The 18351-nt window shown below is 43.8% G+C and carries 21 protein-coding genes; 4 read left to right on the top strand and 17 right to left on the bottom strand.

All coding sequences use genetic code 11. The features are described from left to right. Positions 1 to 25: 25 nt before the first annotated feature. The 5 genes from hrcA to gpr all read right to left on the bottom strand — a co-directional run bounded on the left by hrcA (position 26) and on the right by gpr (position 5858). Positions 26 to 1048 (bottom strand): heat-inducible transcriptional repressor HrcA, encoded by a 1023-nt coding sequence (gene hrcA, locus AS030_RS10115; protein WP_061971198.1) that lies wholly within the window; start codon positions 1046 to 1048, stop codon positions 26 to 28. 90 nt (positions 1049 to 1138) lie between these two features. Then, positions 1139 to 2278 carry a radical SAM family heme chaperone HemW gene (gene hemW / locus AS030_RS10120; protein ID WP_061971201.1) on the bottom strand — a complete coding sequence of 380 codons (1140 nt, stop codon included), beginning with the start codon at positions 2276 to 2278 and terminating at the stop codon, positions 1139 to 1141. An 84-nt stretch (positions 2279 to 2362) separates the two neighbouring features. Further along, entirely contained in the window at positions 2363 to 4186 is a 1824-nt protein-coding gene (lepA, locus tag AS030_RS10125) for a translation elongation factor 4 (RefSeq protein WP_061971203.1), read from the bottom strand. Positions 4187 to 4328: 142 nt separating this feature from the next. Next, complete coding sequence (locus AS030_RS10130; protein ID WP_240482247.1) at positions 4329 to 4679, bottom strand: DUF3679 domain-containing protein; 351 nt, start codon at positions 4677 to 4679, stop codon at positions 4329 to 4331. Positions 4680 to 4742: 63 nt separating this feature from the next. Continuing rightward, complete coding sequence (gene gpr / locus AS030_RS10135) at positions 4743 to 5858, bottom strand: GPR endopeptidase (protein ID WP_061971208.1); 1116 nt, start codon at positions 5856 to 5858, stop codon at positions 4743 to 4745. A gap of 153 nt (positions 5859 to 6011) precedes the next feature. On the opposite strand from gpr, the gene rpsT reads away from it, so the two are divergent. Further along, on the top strand, positions 6012 to 6278 hold the full coding sequence (gene rpsT, locus AS030_RS10140) for a 30S ribosomal protein S20 (RefSeq protein ID WP_061971210.1): 267 nt from the start codon (positions 6012 to 6014) through the stop codon (positions 6276 to 6278). Positions 6279 to 6378: 100 nt separating this feature from the next. Here the strand turns inward: rpsT and holA are convergent, their stop codons facing one another. Beyond that, positions 6379 to 7398, bottom strand: a complete 1020-nt coding sequence (gene holA / locus AS030_RS10145) for a DNA polymerase III subunit delta (protein ID WP_061971213.1) — start codon at positions 7396 to 7398, stop codon at positions 6379 to 6381. 341 nt (positions 7399 to 7739) lie between these two features. Between holA and AS030_RS23000 the strand changes: the two genes are divergently transcribed. Continuing rightward, positions 7740 to 7874, top strand: a complete 135-nt coding sequence (locus tag AS030_RS23000; RefSeq protein WP_074440502.1) for a YqzM family protein — start codon at positions 7740 to 7742, stop codon at positions 7872 to 7874. 33 nt (positions 7875 to 7907) lie between these two features. Here the strand turns inward: AS030_RS23000 and AS030_RS10150 are convergent, their stop codons facing one another. From AS030_RS10150 to AS030_RS10160, 3 genes are all read right to left on the bottom strand, one after another. Further along, a complete protein-coding gene (locus AS030_RS10150; RefSeq protein ID WP_061971215.1) occupies positions 7908 to 10217 on the bottom strand; it encodes a DNA internalization-related competence protein ComEC/Rec2 in 2310 nt (769 codons plus the stop codon). A 2-nt stretch (positions 10218 to 10219) separates the two neighbouring features. After that, positions 10220 to 10801, bottom strand: a complete 582-nt coding sequence (locus AS030_RS10155) for a ComE operon protein 2 (RefSeq protein WP_061971218.1) — start codon at positions 10799 to 10801, stop codon at positions 10220 to 10222. Between the two features lie 70 nt (positions 10802 to 10871). Then, entirely contained in the window at positions 10872 to 11537 is a 666-nt protein-coding gene (locus tag AS030_RS10160) for a helix-hairpin-helix domain-containing protein (RefSeq protein ID WP_061971220.1), read from the bottom strand. 87 nt (positions 11538 to 11624) lie between these two features. On the opposite strand from AS030_RS10160, the gene comER reads away from it, so the two are divergent. Beyond that, positions 11625 to 12461, top strand: a complete 837-nt coding sequence (gene comER, locus AS030_RS10165) for a late competence protein ComER (protein WP_061971222.1) — start codon at positions 11625 to 11627, stop codon at positions 12459 to 12461. A 65-nt stretch (positions 12462 to 12526) separates the two neighbouring features. On the opposite strand, the gene AS030_RS10170 is transcribed toward comER, so the two are convergent. From AS030_RS10170 to AS030_RS10205, 8 genes are read right to left on the bottom strand one after another with little or no spacing between them, the layout of a single operon-like run. Next, positions 12527 to 13273, bottom strand: a complete 747-nt coding sequence (locus AS030_RS10170) for a class I SAM-dependent DNA methyltransferase (protein ID WP_061971224.1) — start codon at positions 13271 to 13273, stop codon at positions 12527 to 12529. A gap of 15 nt (positions 13274 to 13288) precedes the next feature. Then, positions 13289 to 13642, bottom strand: coding sequence for a ribosome silencing factor (gene rsfS / locus AS030_RS10175; protein ID WP_061971226.1), 354 nt, complete (start codon positions 13640 to 13642; stop codon positions 13289 to 13291). Between the two features lie 2 nt (positions 13643 to 13644). After that, positions 13645 to 14232, bottom strand: a complete 588-nt coding sequence (gene yqeK, locus AS030_RS10180) for a bis(5'-nucleosyl)-tetraphosphatase (symmetrical) YqeK (RefSeq protein WP_061971229.1) — start codon at positions 14230 to 14232, stop codon at positions 13645 to 13647. After that, a complete protein-coding gene (locus tag AS030_RS10185; protein WP_061971231.1) occupies positions 14210 to 14800 on the bottom strand; it encodes a nicotinate-nucleotide adenylyltransferase in 591 nt (196 codons plus the stop codon). Before AS030_RS10185 ends, yqeK begins: the two co-directional genes overlap by 23 nt. 12 nt (positions 14801 to 14812) lie before the next feature. Continuing rightward, positions 14813 to 15103 (bottom strand): ribosome assembly RNA-binding protein YhbY, encoded by a 291-nt coding sequence (yhbY, locus tag AS030_RS10190; RefSeq protein WP_061971234.1) that lies wholly within the window; start codon positions 15101 to 15103, stop codon positions 14813 to 14815. Then, positions 15090 to 15929, bottom strand: a complete 840-nt coding sequence (gene aroE / locus AS030_RS10195) for a shikimate dehydrogenase (RefSeq protein WP_061971236.1) — start codon at positions 15927 to 15929, stop codon at positions 15090 to 15092. The genes yhbY and aroE overlap by 14 nt, the downstream gene beginning before the upstream one ends. An 18-nt stretch (positions 15930 to 15947) precedes the next feature. Continuing rightward, on the bottom strand, positions 15948 to 17048 hold the full coding sequence (gene yqeH / locus AS030_RS10200; RefSeq protein ID WP_061971239.1) for a ribosome biogenesis GTPase YqeH: 1101 nt from the start codon (positions 17046 to 17048) through the stop codon (positions 15948 to 15950). 2 nt (positions 17049 to 17050) lie between these two features. Next, positions 17051 to 17566, bottom strand: a complete 516-nt coding sequence (locus tag AS030_RS10205) for a YqeG family HAD IIIA-type phosphatase (RefSeq protein ID WP_061971241.1) — start codon at positions 17564 to 17566, stop codon at positions 17051 to 17053. A 425-nt stretch (positions 17567 to 17991) separates the two neighbouring features. Between AS030_RS10205 and sda the strand changes: the two genes are divergently transcribed. Then, the gene (gene sda / locus AS030_RS10210) at positions 17992 to 18147 is read left to right on the top strand and encodes a sporulation histidine kinase inhibitor Sda (RefSeq protein WP_061971704.1); all 156 of its coding nucleotides are present in this window, start codon (positions 17992 to 17994) and stop codon (positions 18145 to 18147) included. The last annotated feature ends 204 nt before the right edge of the window (positions 18148 to 18351 follow it).

Raw genomic sequence — 18351 nt, forward strand, 5'->3', positions numbered from 1 at the left:
AACCTGATACGGTGTTCGTTAAGATTTAATATCTCGCATTAAACAGATTCGTAAATTCTTTACTGATGGTATCAAGCAGACCGATAACCCGTTTGTACTCCATTCGGGTCGGCCCGATTAATGAAATTGTGCCGATATGCTTTCCGTGAAAAGAGTAGGATGCTTTAATCAGACTGCAATTCCGGACCGCTTCCACCTGGTTTTCCTGTCCAATCGTTACCGTTATCCCTTCATTATTCGCAGATAACAGCTGTTCGATGACCGTCTTCTCTTCCAGTGCATCAAGCAGAATACGGACTTTTTCCACATCCCTGAATTCTGGCTGATACAGCATCTTTGTTTTTCCACCAAAGAATATTTTATCCCTGTTGCTCCACTTAAAGATATCATCGATAAACAATGACGCTTGCTGGTGATTATTAATATGCTTTCTGAACACAAGATTAAGCTCATCTCGTATTTTTTGGTGGAGCTCCGCGAGCGGAACACCCGTCAATTTTTCATTCAAAATATTGACGAGTGTTTCAATTTCTTCGGGCGCTATGCCACCCGGCAAGGAGACATGCCGGTTTTCCACATGGCCCGTGCTTGTGACGAAGATCGCGACGGCCTGCTGTCCACCCAACGGAATCAGCTGAATGTGCTTTAATGTCGTTTCCAGAGCCTCAGGTCCCAGGATAATGGAAGTGTAATTGGTAAGTTCGGATAGAATTTTGGCGGATTGCTCAAAAATCCGTTCCGTTTCTGCCAATTTCTCATTGAATAAATCCTGTATGTTAAAAATGTCAGCTGTTGAAAGAATGGTTGGGCTCAACAGATGATCCACATAGAAACGGTACCCTTTTTCAGAAGGCACCCGTCCGGAAGAGGTGTGCGTTTTTTCAAGATACCCCATGTCCTCCAGATCAGCTAATTCATTTCGAATGGTAGCAGAACTGAAATGAACGTCTTCTCTTTTAGAAATCGTCCGGGATCCAACAGGTTCAACGTGCTGGATGTAATCATCGATCAGCACCTGAAGTATAAAAAGCTGCCTTTCAGATAACATCCTTTTCACCTCCGTGGCTGTTAGCACTCCAAAAGAGTGAGTGCTAAATCTAATATTAAATTACCAAATGCCACTAAAGATTGTCAACGATTAAACTACTCCGATAAATTCCTGAAACACTTCATTGCCCAAAAACGTTCCATTCCTGGTTAATGCAAGCATGTCCCCCGATCGTTTGACCAACCCACGCTCCAGCAGTTTATCGATTTGACTTCCGAACACATCAAACATCGACAGCCCGTAGCGTTCCATAAATCGCTGATCAGAAACACCTTTCATTTTCCTGAGTCCCATAAAAAGTTCCTCTTCCATTTTCTCGGAAGATGACAGAACATCTTTATGTATATAAGGAAAACCCGTCTCATCAATGAGCGACATATACTTTTTCAGCGGTCCTGCATTAGCATTTCGTGTTCCGTGCACATAACTGTGAGCCCCCGCACCAATACCATAATATTCGTTATTATCCCAGTATTGCAGATTGTGCCGGCTTTCATAACCACGTTTCGCAAAGTTTGAGATTTCGTATTGAACATAACCATGCTTATCCATCTCTTCCATGAGCACCTCATACATCCGCGCCTCTTCTTCCTGTTCAGGCAGCAGAAGTTCCCCTTTGGCAGCACGATTATAAAAAACGGTTTTCCGTTCAAGCTGCAGGGAATAGGCAGAAAAATGAGGCACCTCAAGCGAAAATGCGATATCAAGCGTTTCCTTCAGCATCTCAACCGTCTGGCGTGGAAGACCGAACATAATATCGAGTGATATGTTATCAAGCCCCAGCCCTTTGGCCTCCGAAACCGTTCGTACAACATCCTGCTGGTTATGAGTCCGTCCGAGCTCCTTCAATAAATTATCCTGAAATGCCTGTACACCAATGCTCAATCGGTTAACACCCGCATCTCTCATGATTTCAAGTTTTCTTAGATCCGTCTGTTCCGGGTTGGATTCCACCGTGAATTCCTGCCGGTCCGAAGACGAGAAGTACTGATTAACCATGTTTAAAAACCGTTCAAATTGCTCATAATCCAGAGCAGTCGGAGTCCCTCCTCCAACAAAAAGTGTCTTCATGCTGGAGAACGGTGACTGTTTTAGCGTGTTTTTCATTTCCTTTTCCATATAGTCCAGGTACTCGTTGACAGGCTGGCCCTTCAGGAAAACTTTATTAAAATCACAGTAATGACAGATGTTCACACAGAATGGAATATGAAAATAAGCCGCATCCGGCATACGATCACTGCTTTCGTTTCTAAAATTTGTGAAGACCGCAAAAAATCTGCGGTCTTCTCTTGGTGCCTATTTTATTCGGCTAAATCAATCATTGTCCATGCGCAGGACCGCCATAAACGCTTCCTGAGGGACTTCAACACGCCCGATCGTCTTCATCCGCTTTTTACCTTCTTTTTGCTTTTCAAGAAGCTTCCGCTTACGAGAGATGTCACCGCCGTAACATTTCGCCAGTACATTTTTACGCAATGCTTTAATGTTCGATCTGGCAATGATCTTCTGACCGATGGAAGCTTGAATAGGAACCTCAAACTGCTGGCGCGGAATAAGCTCTTTCAATTTTTCGACGACGACTTTCCCCCGCTCATACGCGAAATCTTTATGAACGATAACCGATAGTGCGTCAATCTTTTCCCCGTTAAGCAAAATATCCATCTTTACCAGTTTGGAAGGCTTGTAACCGATCAATTCATAATCGAGTGAAGCATAGCCCTTTGTGCTTGACTTCAATTGGTCAAAGAAATCATAAACAATTTCAGAAAGAGGGATTTCATACAGCACATTGACCCGATTGTTTTCAAGATAGTCCATGGTCTGGAAAATCCCGCGTTTTTTTTGACAAATTTCCATGATCGTTCCAACATAATCATTCGGTGTCATAATCGTCGCTTTTACATACGGCTCTTCCACCGTCTGAATGAGTTGGGCTTCAGGCATGTTGGCCGGGTTATCCACGATGACCTGTTCACCATCGGTCATCGCCACATTGTAAATAACACTTGGAGCAGTGGCGATCAGATCGATGTTAAACTCTCGCTCGATTCGCTCCTGAATGATTTCCATATGAAGCAGGCCAAGGAAACCGCAGCGATAACCGAAGCCAAGCGCCTGGGAAGTCTCTGGTTCATATTGCAGTGCTGAATCGTTCAACACAAGTCGTTCCAATGCTTCGCGCAAATCATTATATTTGGCATTGTCCACCGGGTACAGACCGCAATAAACCATCGGGTTCATTTTTCGGTAACCCGGAAGCGGTTCTGCCGCCGGTTTGACCGCGCTTGTAATGGTGTCACCCACCTGGGTATCCCCAACATTTTTAATCGCCGCGGCTAAATAGCCAACATCGCCGACCGTTAAAAAGTCTTTGTTGACCGCTTTAGGGGTAAAGACTCCAAGCTCCACGACCTCAAATTCCTTTTGGGTGGCCATCATACGGATCTTATCCCCCACTTTTACCGTTCCTTCTGTCACCCGAATATATGTGACAACTCCGCGGTATGGATCGTAAAGGGAGTCAAAAATAAGGGCTTGAAGCGGGGCATCGGGATCGCCTGCCGGTGCCGGAACTTTCTCAACAACCTGCTCGAGAATTTCTTCAATACCAATTCCGGCTTTAGCAGAAGCGAGGACAGCTTCAGACGCATCAAGACCGATTACTTCTTCTACCTCATTCCTTACCCGCTCCGGCTCTGCACTTGGCAGATCGATCTTATTGATGACCGGAAGAATTTCCAGGTCGTTTTCAAGCGCCAGGTAAACGTTGGCAAGCGTTTGTGCTTCAATCCCTTGAGCAGCATCAACAATAAGCAGGGCTCCTTCACAGGCAGCCAGGCTCCTGGATACTTCATAGGTAAAGTCAACATGTCCCGGGGTATCGATCAAATGAAAAATGTATGTCTCCCCGTCTTTTGCTTTGTAATTCAATTGCACAGCATTCAGTTTTATCGTAATTCCACGCTCACGTTCAAGGTCCATGGAATCAAGAAGCTGTTCTTTCATCTCCCTTTGGGTAAGAGCGCCGGTTTTCTCTAAAATCCGGTCTGCCAGCGTGGACTTTCCATGGTCAATATGAGCAATGATGGAAAAATTCCGAATCCTCGATTGCCTCTCCAGTTTTTGTTCTCGGTTCATTCATTTCACTCCTACATTTTTGCGCAAAGTACACTAGTTTAGATTATAGCAATACAAGCACTGTTGTTCAATGCTGAACCCACCTAATTGCGAAAGCGCTTATAAAGCAAAAACAGTTATTTTTCCGCGAGAAAAATAACTGTCAGCTCAGGGAACCAAAAATTTGTGAAAGAATGGCTGAAATCAGACTCAATATTCCTTGGAATAAGGAAGAAACAAGGCCGGACACTTTCTCTCCCATTGAAGAAAAAAAGTTAAACGCTTTTGATTCTTCCAGCTGCTTTTGCTTTGTTTTTAAGTCATGAACATCGACCTGGGTGCCAAGTACTTCAGCCTCCCCAGCACCTTTGCCTGTTTCAAGCGTCAAGGTTTCACCATTCTCCTTATTTCCCTTTAATGCGCTCATTCCATCAGAAGCCTGCTGCATTCCAAGAAGAACGCCGAAAAAAAGGACAGCAGTAATTAAAAAACACTTGATCATAAATTTCGTCACAGGACCCACTCCGTTCACCTTCAATTTAATACATTCGTATGTGAAAGCTTGTCCTATTATGTGTTAATGCGTATAAGAAGAGCTGTTCGATTGGTCCACCTGTCTGTGAAGCGAGGTATTCAGTCCCACTGCGATCACGTTGGCCATGTCCTCCACAAACGTATCCACTTCCTTCGGAGTTACCATTAAATTATGACCGATCGGTGACAGCACTTCTCTTATCAATGCCCTCTTTTCATCTTCCTCCAATGTGCCCACCATTCCAAGAAACGACTGTCTTTGCTCTTGCGCCGGAAGATCATCCTCATTCAGTACCTTTTTTTCTCCAAATGTCATCCATGAAGGAGCCAGAGATTTAGAAGGCTTATCCTTCTCTTTAATTTCCCGTCCAAAATGTTTCAAAATATAGTCAATCGTATCACTTGCAATGGTAACTGCATCTACAACCGTTGGAACGCCAATTGCAATCACGGGGATACCAAGCGTCTCCTTGCTGAGTTCCTTTCGTTTGTTGCCTACCCCTGAGCCCGGATGGATTCCACTGTCAGAAACCTGAATGGTGGTGTTTACCCGTTCAAGCGAGCGTGAGGCAAGAGCATCTATGGCAATGACAAAATCAGGATTGACTTTTTTGATCACACCTTCAATAATATTGCTTGTCTCTATACCGGTGATTCCCATCACTCCTGGAGAAATGGCGCACACCGGCCGAAACCCTTCCTCCACGTTCTCAGGAGATATATCAAATAAATGTTTGGTGATCAGCAGATTTTCCAATACGTTTGGACCCAGTGAATCAGGTGTGACGTTCCAGTTGCCCAGACCGACAACCAAAGCAGTATCCGTCTCCTGGATGCCCAGCTCGTTCATAAAATTTCTGAAATCGCGGGCAAATACTTCCTGAACCCGCTCCTGCAGAGCGGAATCCTTTTCTCGGATGCCCTGCATTTCAAACGTTAAATATGTACCTGGCTTTTTGCCTGTAGCCTCTGCTCCACGTTCATCAATTTCCACCCGGGTCAGTTTTATCCCGTCATGATCCTGTTCTTTAATGATGATTCCTTCTATTGTGCTTTCTTTCTCCTTCATCTTTTCATCATTGACCAGCATTTCATGCGCTTCAATCGCTAAATCGGTCCGGACATTGTACTTGTTCAAATCGAGATCTTTGCTGTTCATTTAGGCACCGTCCTGTCATGGGATATATTGTCTCTATTTTTGCCCGCAAAAACCCTTTTCATTCTTGTATTGCAATTGAAGAATGAAACTGATAGAATACTTTGTGTCCTATTTTTTTGCAACCCAAGTTGCAATGTTAGGGAGGTGAATGGATTGGCTAATATTAAATCTGCTATTAAACGTGTAAAAACGAACGATAAGAACCGTGCTCACAATGCATCTTTAAAGTCTGCTATGCGTACAGCTGTGAAAAATTTCGAAACGAAGGTCGCTAACAACGATGCTGAAGGTGCGAAAGAAGCTTTTGTAGCTGCTACTAAAAAAGTTGATAAAGCGGCAACTAAAGGACTTATCCATAAAAACGCAGCATCACGTCAAAAGTCTCGTCTTGCTAAAGCGTTGAACGGAATTAACGCGTAATACGGGAACAGACATGAAACGACCTTATGGGTCGTTTTTATTTTTGGAGCAGAATCTAAATAAAAACGAGGAAGAATCCCTTTTACGGGTCTTCCTCGTTTTATTTGGCCATTTTTAGCATGATAAGCTCCAAAATCAGCTGCTTGTCCATTTTACCGGTTTTCATTTCATAATCGGCTTCTGCAATCCGGTCCAGAAGGGTAAACAGTTCTTGTTCGTCAAACATCCTTGCCTGTCTGGAAGCGAGTTTGACCGCATAGGGATGCAGCTTAAGCGCCCCGGCAATTTGCTTTTCTCCGTATCCTTTGGCAAACAGCTCTTTCACACCAAAGATAATCCGGAATTGACGAGCCATTAAAGAAAGAATTTTAATGGGCTCCTCATTTTGTTTCATTAAATCATAAAATGTTCTGAGAGCCTCATCAATTTTCTTATGAACGATATCATCAATCAGGGAAAAGATATTGTCTTCAAGCGTGCGGGGAACCAGCTGATCAATGACTTCAATGGAAATGTTGTTCCCCTCACCTACAAACAATGCAAGCTTATCCATTTCCTGCACGAGAGCCATCAGCTCATTACCGACTTTTGAACTCAAATATTGGGCAGCGTCTGCATCTATAAAAACGCCTTGCTGCATGGCACGGTCCTTGATCCATTCAATCGCAGAATCCCCGCTTAGCGGGGAGGCGGCAAGAACCTCGCCGTTTTTCTTCAATGTTTTGACAATCTTTTTCCGTTCATCCAGCTTTTCAGCTGGCACCACAAAAACAAGTATTGTAAAATCAGCAGGATCCTGTATGTACCGTTCGACGGTGGATAAATCATGCTCCACCTTGCTTTTGTATTTTGCTCCCGTAAGAAAAAGGGCATTTTTTATGACAACCACACGCCTGTCTCCCATGAACGGGAGTGTCTCTGCATCCTCCATTACCGCCTGTACCGGCGTTTCCTGATAGTCGTATACTGAATAATTGAAATCCTTGTCTTCATCGTTCAATGCGTAACTCACAATAGATGAAATGGCTTTCTCTATAATATAAGATTCTGTACCGTACAAAATATAATAGGGAGCAAATTGATTCTGTTTTAATTTCTTTTGTAATGCTGTAATTGACAAACCCTTCACCTCAAACTTTCTCTATTCTTATCGTAAGACGGAACGCATTTTTTTTCAATAGTGGAACCTCATTGCATGTAATGCTGAAAGAAGAAGCAGCATATGCTGCTTCTTCATTTATATTAAACACCGGTTACCAGGAACCCGGGACTCCCGGCAGCCAGCGAGTAAACCCTGAGATGCCCTTTAATGTTATGATATCCTATGCGGCTCAGCAATATTGGTGACAACAGTTAGCAAAACAGGCAAAGAATACAGGATTTGCTGTGCAATTCTGAATCCTTTATGGATTTTTTTTTAGGGATAGCTTATACTTATATCGATATGGGAGGGTTGCGGAAATGAATCAGTTCGAAAAAGACGTTCAAAGCAAACGGAATGATTTAATCGATTCAGGCATGGGCTTTGTTTGGTCCTTTGGTTTTTTCACGTTAATCTTTGCACTGGGAGTTATCATCAAATTAATCGCATCTTAATACATAAAAAGAAGCCCCCAGTGAGGCTTCTTTTTATTTTTTGGAGGCGGTTACACTATGCCGGATTTTCCAGCCTCCACCTATAACCGTAATTTCTACATCACCCTGTTCATCCGTTCGGATTGTTTTAACCCCCCGGTCAAGAAATCGTTTCATCACTTCAGGATGGGGATGCCCGTACCGGTTATTTTTTCCGGCTGAAATCAAGGCATAGGACGGTTTTACTTGATCAATAAACGCAGCAGACGAGGAAGTCTTGCTGCCATGATGGCCAGCCTTAAGAAAGGTCGCCTCAGTCGCCTCCCCCTCTCTCAGAATCCGCTGCTCTCCCCCCTCCTCCAGATCTCCGGTAAATAAAAAGGAAGTGGCATTTATTTGTGCCCTGATAACAATGGAGCGTGCATTGCTTTCCGTTTCGTCTCCATAGGGAGACAGCACCTCAAACACCCCGCCTCCCCCCGCCGACCAGCTTTTACCCCGCTGTGTAACGGTGATTGGCACGTGTCTTTTTGCCGCCTCATATAATACCCGTGTTTCCAGCGGTTCTTTGATCGTTCCTTTCGGAAACAGCACTTCTTTCACCTTTAGACCTGATAGAAGGGTTTGTGCCCCGCCGATATGATCCATGTCACCATGTGTGAGAATAAGTTTATCAATTTCCCTTATTCCCCTCGCTTTTAAAGCCGGAAGCACTACCTCCTTTGTGACATCATACTCCTTCTTTCGTTTCTTCCACGCTTCCGTTGGAAAATGGATGGTGCCTCCTGTATCAATCAAATAGACTCCCTTACGAAATGGGAGCTCAATCAATGTACTGTCCCCTTGTCCCACATTTAAATAAGTCACTCTTGCCTTATTATCGATAAGATGAATATTCCAATGCAGGATCCCGGCAGAAAACAGACAGAGGAGCGGCGGGATCAACATCCGGGTCAGACCACCTTTTTCCAAACAAATCAAAAAGTATAAAATCCCCGCGTAATAAACAGGGAACATAATGAACGGCGGTTTACCAAACGTCATGGCATAGGTACCAAGATCCAAGCCAAGAAGCGTGTGGTTTGTAAATTTCAGGACAAGCACTGCCGGATAAAAAAGAAGATTAGCTAAAGAAACCGAAACAAATGAAAAAAGAACACCAAGGCTGGCACTGGGAAGAGCAATGATAGATAATAACGGGATGAAGAGGAGATTTAGCGGCAAAGACCAAAGGGAAACTTCATAAAACGAGGTAATAATCAGCGGGTAGGACACCAACTGGCAAATCAAACTGGACATGAAGATTTGAACCCAGTAGGAAGTATAGCGGATGAAAATAAAACGGGAAGAAACCATCAGCGCAAACACATTCAAAAAAGAAAGCTGAAAACCAAGCTGAAAGGCATAATAGGGGTTGATGAGAAGCATAACCAGGCAAACGCAAGAGATGATGGCTAAAGGATGCACTTCCGTTCTATATAGCTGCAACAGCACGATACACATTCCCATCATGCCGGCACGCACAATGGATGCTTCACCACCTGTCAAAAATATATACAAAGGCAGTATGGCAGCAATACATACAGCCGCCTGTTCTCGGGTCACACCCGCCCTTAGAAGCAGAACGAAGAGCATCCCGGAAAGAATGGCGACGTTCAATCCTGATACAGCAAGCAAATGGGATAGGCCGAGACGCTGATACGCCTCATTGATTTTATCGGGAATATGGTCCCTATATCCGAAGATCAGCGCATTCAACAAACTTGAGATTTCCTCGGGGTAGGTACGCTCAATGAATTGAATTTCTTTCGATCGAAAAGAGATCAGATGGTCAAAAAACGAGCGATCCTGTGATTTGCACTGGGATGGCAGCAGAGCTTTACCGGTGACCAGCCAATGAATCCCTTGTTTTCTTAGATACTCGGAATAATTCATTCCGGCAAAATTCTCTTGCCCTGGCGGAAGTTCCAGCTTCCCCTGAAACTGGCAGACCATCCCCGCTTTTAGCTGACCCCGTAGGGATTTTTGATGTTCCTGTGAAGAAATTTTTTGCCGCACAATGACCGTTTCTTCCTTCAGTTTGAGCCTAAAGCTCAGCAAATCCCCGTCAATGTCAGGGATGCTTTCGATCTTTCCGAGGAATACTCCTTCATCGCCCTTCAGATCCGTTATATTTCGTCCATCGGCCAATTGATAATAAAAATAAAAAAATACAAAGACAAGCAAACAAAGGGAAACCGTTTTTCCATCCACCCTCGGTAAAAAATAAAAAAGAGCGATTATGAGAATCGCCCAGATGCAATGTTCATTCGATGAATAGATTGCCGCTATCGCACATAGTGCATAAAGATAGCCTGCCTTCATCTTTATTTCAGATGCAGTGGGGCAGGATAGAGCTGCTCAGCCTTCTGTCTGAGCCTTTCGACTTTATCCTGACTGTCTGCAGCCCCTTGTTCCATGGCTCGTAAAAGTTCAAACGTCAGCTCCATTTGATCCTCATAATGTGGGTTCATCTTGTTCTCATTAAACGGAACCTGCTTCACAACAAGGCCAGCTTCCCTGAATTGTTCAATGGCATAGGGATGGTTTTTGTAATCCTGTGCGTAATACAAGGTTTTAATTCCACTTTGTATAATGGTTCGGCAACAGTGAAGACAAGGAAAGTGTGTTACATACATTTCTGCACCTTCTACGGGAACCCCGAACTTTGCACACTGCAGGATAGCATTCATCTCTGCATGAATGGTGCGTACACAATGTCCGTCAATAACATAGCATCCTTCATCTATACAGTGGACACCCCCTGAGATAGAACCGTTGTATCCTCCCGCTATAATTCTTTTATCTCTCACAATCGTCGCTCCCACTGCCAGCCTTGTGCATGTGCTTCTGTAGGCAAGCAAATGGCTTTGCGCCATAAAATATTCATCCCAGGAAATACGCTCCATTTTTTCTCTCCCCCAATCGAATCTTGTCTTTAGTGTAGGCATTCTCCAAGTGGATAGTCAATGAAAAATCCTAATCGACAGTAACTTGGGCTCTCATATTTTCAAGCGATTTCTCTCCAATGCCAGGCACGTTCAACAGATCGTCAACCGTTTTAAAGCCACCATTCTCTTCCCTGAATGTGATGATGGCTTTCGCTTTTGAGGGCCCGATGCCGGTTATGGTCTGCAGTTCCTGATCATTGGCTGTGTTAATATTCACTGCAGCCTGTCCGCTGTCAGTCTCCTGTCCTGCTCCATTTCCCAAGGTATCACCCCTAGCTGGCACTGTTGCTTCTTCACCTTTTTCAAGAATATAGAGCAGCATCTCATCTTTTACCTTACCTGAAAGGTTTACACTGCGCTGTTCAGCGCTTTTGGTGAATCCTCCGGCTTTTTCCACTGCATCAATCACCCGGTCTCCTTCCTTCATTTCGTATACACCCGGGCGGACCACAGCTCCTTTTATATCGAGCATAATTTTTGCCGGTTGCAAATTCGCCGGCTTTTGGCTCTCTTTCACAGGACTCTGGGCAGCATTCAATTCTTTCGCTGTTAATTCCTGTGGCAGCTCCTCTATGGCTGTTTCCTCCGTAGGTACCTTTTGTTCATACACGTACACTGCCCCTATCCCCACTACAAGAACAGCAGGCAGTATATAACGTAGCTTACGAAACCAAACTTCATATTTTTTTAGCATACCGTGTCTCCTTTCATTTTTTCATAAAACAGGCCGCGTATGCATATGTATCAAGGTAGGATGGATCAAGGAGAGGAGGAGTAAACAGTGAAGCTAGGGTTTATTGGAACGGGAAATATGGGAAGCATCCTGGTGTCTTCCTTTATTGAATCGGCTGCTATACAACCGTCACGCATTATGGTGACCAACCGGACACTGTCCAAGGCCGAAGCGCTGCAGGCTGCCCATCCCAAACTACGGGTGGCAGCTGCCGCAGAAGATGTGATTCGTTTTGCAGATATTCTGTTCATTTGTGTAAAACCGCACCAATTTTTTGACCTTCTTTGTGAAAATAAAAAACACATTTCAAAACATAAACTTGTCGTCTCGATTACAAGTCCCATCTCTTGTGAACAGATAGAAAATTTACTTGACTGTAACGTAGCCCGGGCGATCCCAAGCATTACAAACCGGGCACTTTCCGGCACTTCCCTTATTACGTTTGGCTCGAGATGCCACACTGAATATCAGGAAAAATTGTTATCGCTCATGTCTTTCATATCAAAGCCTGTGATTATCGGCGAAAATGTCACCCGCATTTCATCCGACATCGCCAGCTGCGGTCCAGCCTTCATCGGTTACCTTGTGCAATGCTTTGTGGACAGTGCTGTAAAAAAGACGGACCTTACCAAAAATGAGGCTACTCTTCTTGCCAGTGAAATGATTATCGGCATGGGCAAACTGTTGGAAAAAGAGGTTTTTTCTCTTCCATCGCTGATTGAAAAAGTGTGTGTAAAAGGTGGCATAACAGGAGAAGGAATCAAGATATTGAATGAGGATGCAGGAGAAGTATTTGATCGTGTGATCGAACGGACGCATGAAAAATACCATGAGGAATGTGAAAAGATCAGTGAGCAATTCGAGGTAAAAGAAGAACTAAAATAAGATTTCTCTCATTATCCCCGAAATCCTTCCTTAAAAGAAAAAAATAAGCCATCGGTTATGATGGCTTATTTTGATTTTATACAAATAAAAAAGATTCTCTCGGCTTCGGATTCAAGTTTATTCTCTGAAAAGTCCCCAGTAATTTTCAATACCGTGAAGCCCGCTTCTTCAAGAAGTTGCTCATAAGCCTTCACTGACAATGTTCTTTGCATATGTACTTCATCAAATCGGGAATATCGCGAGTCCTCTTCCCGTACAAAAAAGCTTAGTTCATGTTCTACACTGTCTGGATATTCGCCTTCATAGCACTGCCAGATGTAGGAAACCTCTTCCGCATTTTCAGCGAATGTATTCCCTGAGAAAATGTTATGAATTTTATAAAGGCTGTGTACATCAAACAAAAATAGCCCGTTTTCCTTCAGATGCCGATATATTGACTGAAAGGCTGCAGCTACCTTCTCTTCTGTCAAAAGATAGTTCAGTGAATCACAAAAAATGACAGCAGCATCGAACTCCGCCAAGCCGTCGATCTCGGTCATATCCTGTTGCAGAAATTGAACAGAAGCATGCTGGGTCAACGACTTTTCGTGAGCCACAGCAAGCATATCGCCGGACAGGTCGATTCCGGTTACATCATAACCCTTTAACGAAAGCGGTATGGAAATCGAGCCTGTCCCGCAGCCAACATCAAGAACACTCGATATGTCAGCTCCAACAGAGACAATCGCCTGTTCAAAAAAAGAGATCCACTGCTCATAAGGAGCGTCTTCCATTAATTGATCATAATAATACGCAAAATGTTGATAGCTCATGCCTGCTCCTTTTATTTATGAAAGGATTTGATTCAGGTCAACAGATGGGGCATCTCCCCATAATTTTTCCAGGTTGTAATAGGATCGTTCATCACGGTGAAAAACGTGGACGACCATATCCCCCATATCAACAAGAACCCATCTTGCCTGATCAAAACCTTCCATCCTTCGAATATTGATTTCCTTCTCTGCGGCTACATCCTTAAGCTCCCGGGCAATGGCCTGAACCTGTTTCTCAGAATTCCCATGGCATATTAGAAAATAATCTGCGACAAGAGAAATCCCCTTCATATCGAGCATTATAATGTCTTCAGCCCGCTTGTCATCCACCGCTTTCACTACGAGTTCAATCAGTTCCTGTTCATTCAAAATTACATTCCTCCGTTTCCTTTATTTTTTTTCAGCTGCGCCAAAAGACTGTTATACGTATTGATCGTTTCCGGATAGACCAGCTGATTCTGCTTCATCAGAAAAGTTACTGTATTTTTCAGCGCTTGAAGGCACGCTGTGTCCAGATCTTCGTTTGCCAGCTGCCGAACCTCTTCCACCCCGGGAAACTTTCTTCCAGGTTCGATATAATCGGCCAGAAAAATAATTTTTTCAAGCTTCCCCATCCCTACACGGCCGGTCGTATGATAGGCGATTGCAGCCAAAATGTCACGATCATTAATTCCTGCTTCCTTTTCTACCAGGTAGGCGCCGACTGGCGCATGAAGGAGCTCTCCTCCATAATGAAGCAGACTTTCCGGCATGGCTTGCTTTCTTACAATTTCCTTCATCTCTTCCTTTGACCGGAACTTGGCATAATCATGAAAGATAGCGGCCAGTTCTGTCTTAACTTGATCCTCTTCATATCGGTCTGCAAGTTCAAGAGCGGTTTGCACAACGCCAAGCGTATGCTGATAGCGGTGCTCTGTTAATTGTTCTTTAACTATTTCAAGGGCTTTTTCGCGATCCATAAAGTCCCTTCACCTCGATTTGTTTTCTGACACGTTCCGGAATGAGATACGTGGTGTTTTCCCCTTGAGACACTCTTTCCCGGATAAGGGTAGAGGAAACATCAAATAACGGCACTTCAAGCATGGCGGCCTGATATGGATTATGTTCGGCGTTAAGCGGATGACCGCTACGATTGATGGCGATAAAGGTTACCATACGGCTCAATTCATCAATCTCATGCCAGGTGTCGAGTGAATCGAGCATATCTCCACCAATGATAAAAAAGTACTCATAATCCGGATTCTTTTTTTGAAGTTCTTTGATCGTATCTATAGTATATGAAGGCCCTTCCCTTTCAAACTCGATCAAAGAGAGGGAAAATTTAGCATTATCCTGGATTGCCGCTTTAACCAGCTCAATCCTGTCATGATCTGAGACACCAGATGCCAATTGTTTATGCGGAGGATGATTGGCTGGCATCCAAATCACCTCATCAAGTGAAAAAGCACTCAGCGCTTCCTGAGCAATGAGTAAATGCCCATTGTGAGGAGGATGAAAAGACCCTCCAAATATCCCTATTTTCGCCATTGTATCATTCCTTTAAGGAAGTACGATCTCTTTGTTTTCTTTGGACTCTTTATAAAGAATAATGACATTCCCGATCACTTGAACGAGCTCAGCCTTCGTGCCTTTGGCAACGGCTTCCGCCACTTCCTCGCGCGGTTCTTCACAGTTTTGAAGAATGCTGATTTTAATCAGCTCTCTGGCTTCCAGCGCTTCCTGGATTTGTTTGATCATATTGCTGTTGACTCCGCCCTTTCCTACCTGAAAAATAGGCTGAATCGGATTTGCTTTGGAACGCAAAAAGCGTTTTTGTTTACCTGTTAACATAACTTCCTCCCAATTCTTCAATCACAATCTTCTCCATCAATGATGCGTCCGGCGCAACACCTGTCCATTTTTCAAACGACAGCGCGCCCTGAAAAACCAGCATGGCCACTCCATTATCAATAATGGCCCCTCGTTTTTCGCTCTCTTTTAATAAAGCGGTCTTAAAAGGATTATAAATAATATCCGAAACCACGGTTCCCGCTTTTAGATGATTCACACGTAAAGGCAAACGGTCCTCTTTCATGCCGATCGATGTGGTATTAATGACAATGTTGAAGTCAGTGAGCCTTTCTTCGGCTTCCTGAAGGGAGATGACCTGGTCCTGGTCTCTCAAACACTCGCTAAAAATGTCTTGTGCCTTTTCCATCGTCCGGTTCGTGATCGCAATGGTCTTCGGTCCTTCTTTGCCCATTGCATAGCTGATGGCCCGGGACGCTCCTCCTGCTCCAATGATGAGAACCTTTGCCTCTTCCATTGGAAAGCTGACATGGCGCATCAAACCTTTTACAAAACCGGCGCCGTCTGTATTGTACCCGGTCAATTTTCCGTTTTCATTGACTACCGTATTGACTGCTCCAATTTTCAAGGCATCTTCTGCAATTTCATCAAGATACGGCATAATGGCCTGCTTATGCGGAATCGTTACATTCCACCCGGCAAAGCCTTTTTCACGCATGTCCCCGACAGCTTCTGCCAGCTGGTCCGGATGTACCTCATATTTATCATAAACATAGGAAAGCCCTGCTTTTTCAAAAGCACCATTCTGCATCTGTGGAGACATGGAATGGCTGACAGGATATCCAATTAAACCAACTTTTTTTCTCATCCTTCCCTCTCCCCTCAGTTAAATGAGCGACGGCCTTAACGTTACAGCAACGCCTTCTGGTGCATGGGCTGCAATCCTGACCCCCGGTTCTTTAACCGTAACCCAGCCAAGGCCCGATATCACCACATCTGTATCCTTTTCCTTAATGGTAAACTCATGCCTTTTTAGCGGAGGCAGGTTATCCGGTTCAGAAGGCGGTGACAAAAGATCACCGAGGTGATTTTGATACAGCTCATCTGCATTTTCAAGCTTCGTCCGGTGGATATTTAAGTCATTGGACACGTGGCAGACAAAAGACCTTCTTCCTCCACTGATATAATCGAAACGTGCGAGTCCTCCCAAAAACAGAGTCTGAGCCTCATTCAACTGGAAGACCATCGGCTTGATTTCTTTTTTAGGCATAATGAACTTCAGCTCATCCTTGCTGACAAAGTGAGCCATTTGGTGATGGTTGATAATACCTGGCGTATCAAAAAGAGCACTTTCTTCATCCAAAGGAATATCGATCAAGTTCAACGTGGTTCCCGGAAAATGGGATGTTGTAATGATGTCTTCCTGCTCCGTGCCAAGCTGTTTGATTAGCCCATTAATGAACGTTGATTTCCCCACGTTCGTACAGCCTACTACATAGACATCTCTGCCGCCGCGCAGCTCATCAATCCGTTCAGCCACATCTAAAAGACCCGTTCCTTTTGCAGCGGATACAAGATGGACTTCCTCTGCCTTTACACCCAGCTCCCTGGCCATGGAAGACATCCACTGTGTCAGTCTGTTTTTGTTAACGGATTTAGGAAGCAAATCCACCTTATTCCCAATCAGCATAAGTTTGTTTCTGCCGATGTAGCGGTGGATGCCCGGCAGCCAAGAACCGTTAAAATCAAAAATATCAACGACTTTAACAACCAATGCATCCGTATCTCCGATGCCGGATAAAATTTTGCGGTAATCATCATCCGTAAGGCTGACATCCTGGATTTCATTATAATGCTTTAAACGAAAACAACGCTGGCAAATGACAACATCCCTCTTTAAACTCGAGGGTGGTGCATAGCCGAGCTCCTCCTTGTTTTCTGTCTGTATGGGCGCTCCGCATCCGATACATTTAATCTGTTCCTTCAATCTTATTCCTCCCAGTTGAGCATGCCTTTCCTTTTCATCCAAGACAATAACATTCTTTCGATTTTTCTGTTTACTCTTGTCCATAATCCGTCCGTGCTGGCCACAGGCACAACCATAATGGTGTGCAGTTTAAGGCGGTTTCCTCCCAGTACATCCGTTAACAATTGATCGCCGATTACCACGATCTCATCGCGCTTCAGGTTCATGTCGCGGATTGCCCGCTTAAACGCTCGGGACATCGGTTTTCTTGCGCTATAAATAAATGGTATTTGTACAGGGTCAGAAAAACTGCTTACTCGCTGCTGCGTATTGTTGGAAACTATCGTTATTAAAATTCCCTTCTCCTTAAATGAACTAAACCATTTTATCAGTTCTGGAGTCGCTTCCGGACGATCCCACTCAACAAGGGTATTATCCAGGTCAGTGATAATTCCTTTTACATTCCGTTTCACTAACATTTCAGGCGTTATATCAAAAATGCTCTGGACATGTTCATCCGGCAAAAATTGTTTTAACATGCTGGACACCTCTATACTATTTCATTCAGTTACACTTTTACATTGTACCAGTTATTCGCCATGGAACAACTTTTTTATTGTTTTCAGACAGCTGCCAGCCTCTGAAAAAGAAGGCTTGTACAGAAAAGTTTTCGACAAATTGTTCGCATCCGACAATGTGGATAACTTTATCAACATTTTTCCCTGCGAAATGAGCAGAATTTTCTGTCTTATAAACAACCTACCCACAGGTTATCCACCAAACATTGTGGATATTCGAACGATTGTTCTGTTTTCTTTTTCATGGTAAGCTGAATTTAGAAAGTATCAGAACTTATAGTTTATGCCGAACTGAACCATTTCATAACCCATTCATCGTGAAAAAATGCATCCTAGGGCATTTTAAAAAACAGGAGGTGAACATGCCACCCGATGGCAGCTCACTTATGGAAAATTTATCGGACGAACTTTTGATTGAATCTTATTTTAAAGCAAAAGAACTGCGACTGAGCTCTGACTTTATCTCTTTAATCCAACAAGAAATTGAACGAAGATCCCTTGAGAAGAGATTGAACGTTTATTTCCTGAAAGCCCATCACTAGATGAGGCTTTTTTTTATGTTGATTATAGAACCCTCCCTTGAAGGAAAAACTAACCGTATTTTCAACTCTCATCATTCATGTTTTTTCAGATTTTTATATTAAATAGGAAGAAACAAAAACATTCAGTATTTTCAACGGTTTTAAGTTGATTGTCCCTGTTTTTTCTGCTTACAATGAAATGGCATTGGTTAAAAAATCACGTAC

The organism is Fictibacillus enclensis (assembly GCF_001457035.1).
Classification (GTDB): Bacteria; Bacillota; Bacilli; order Bacillales; family Fictibacillaceae; genus Fictibacillus_C; species Fictibacillus_C enclensis.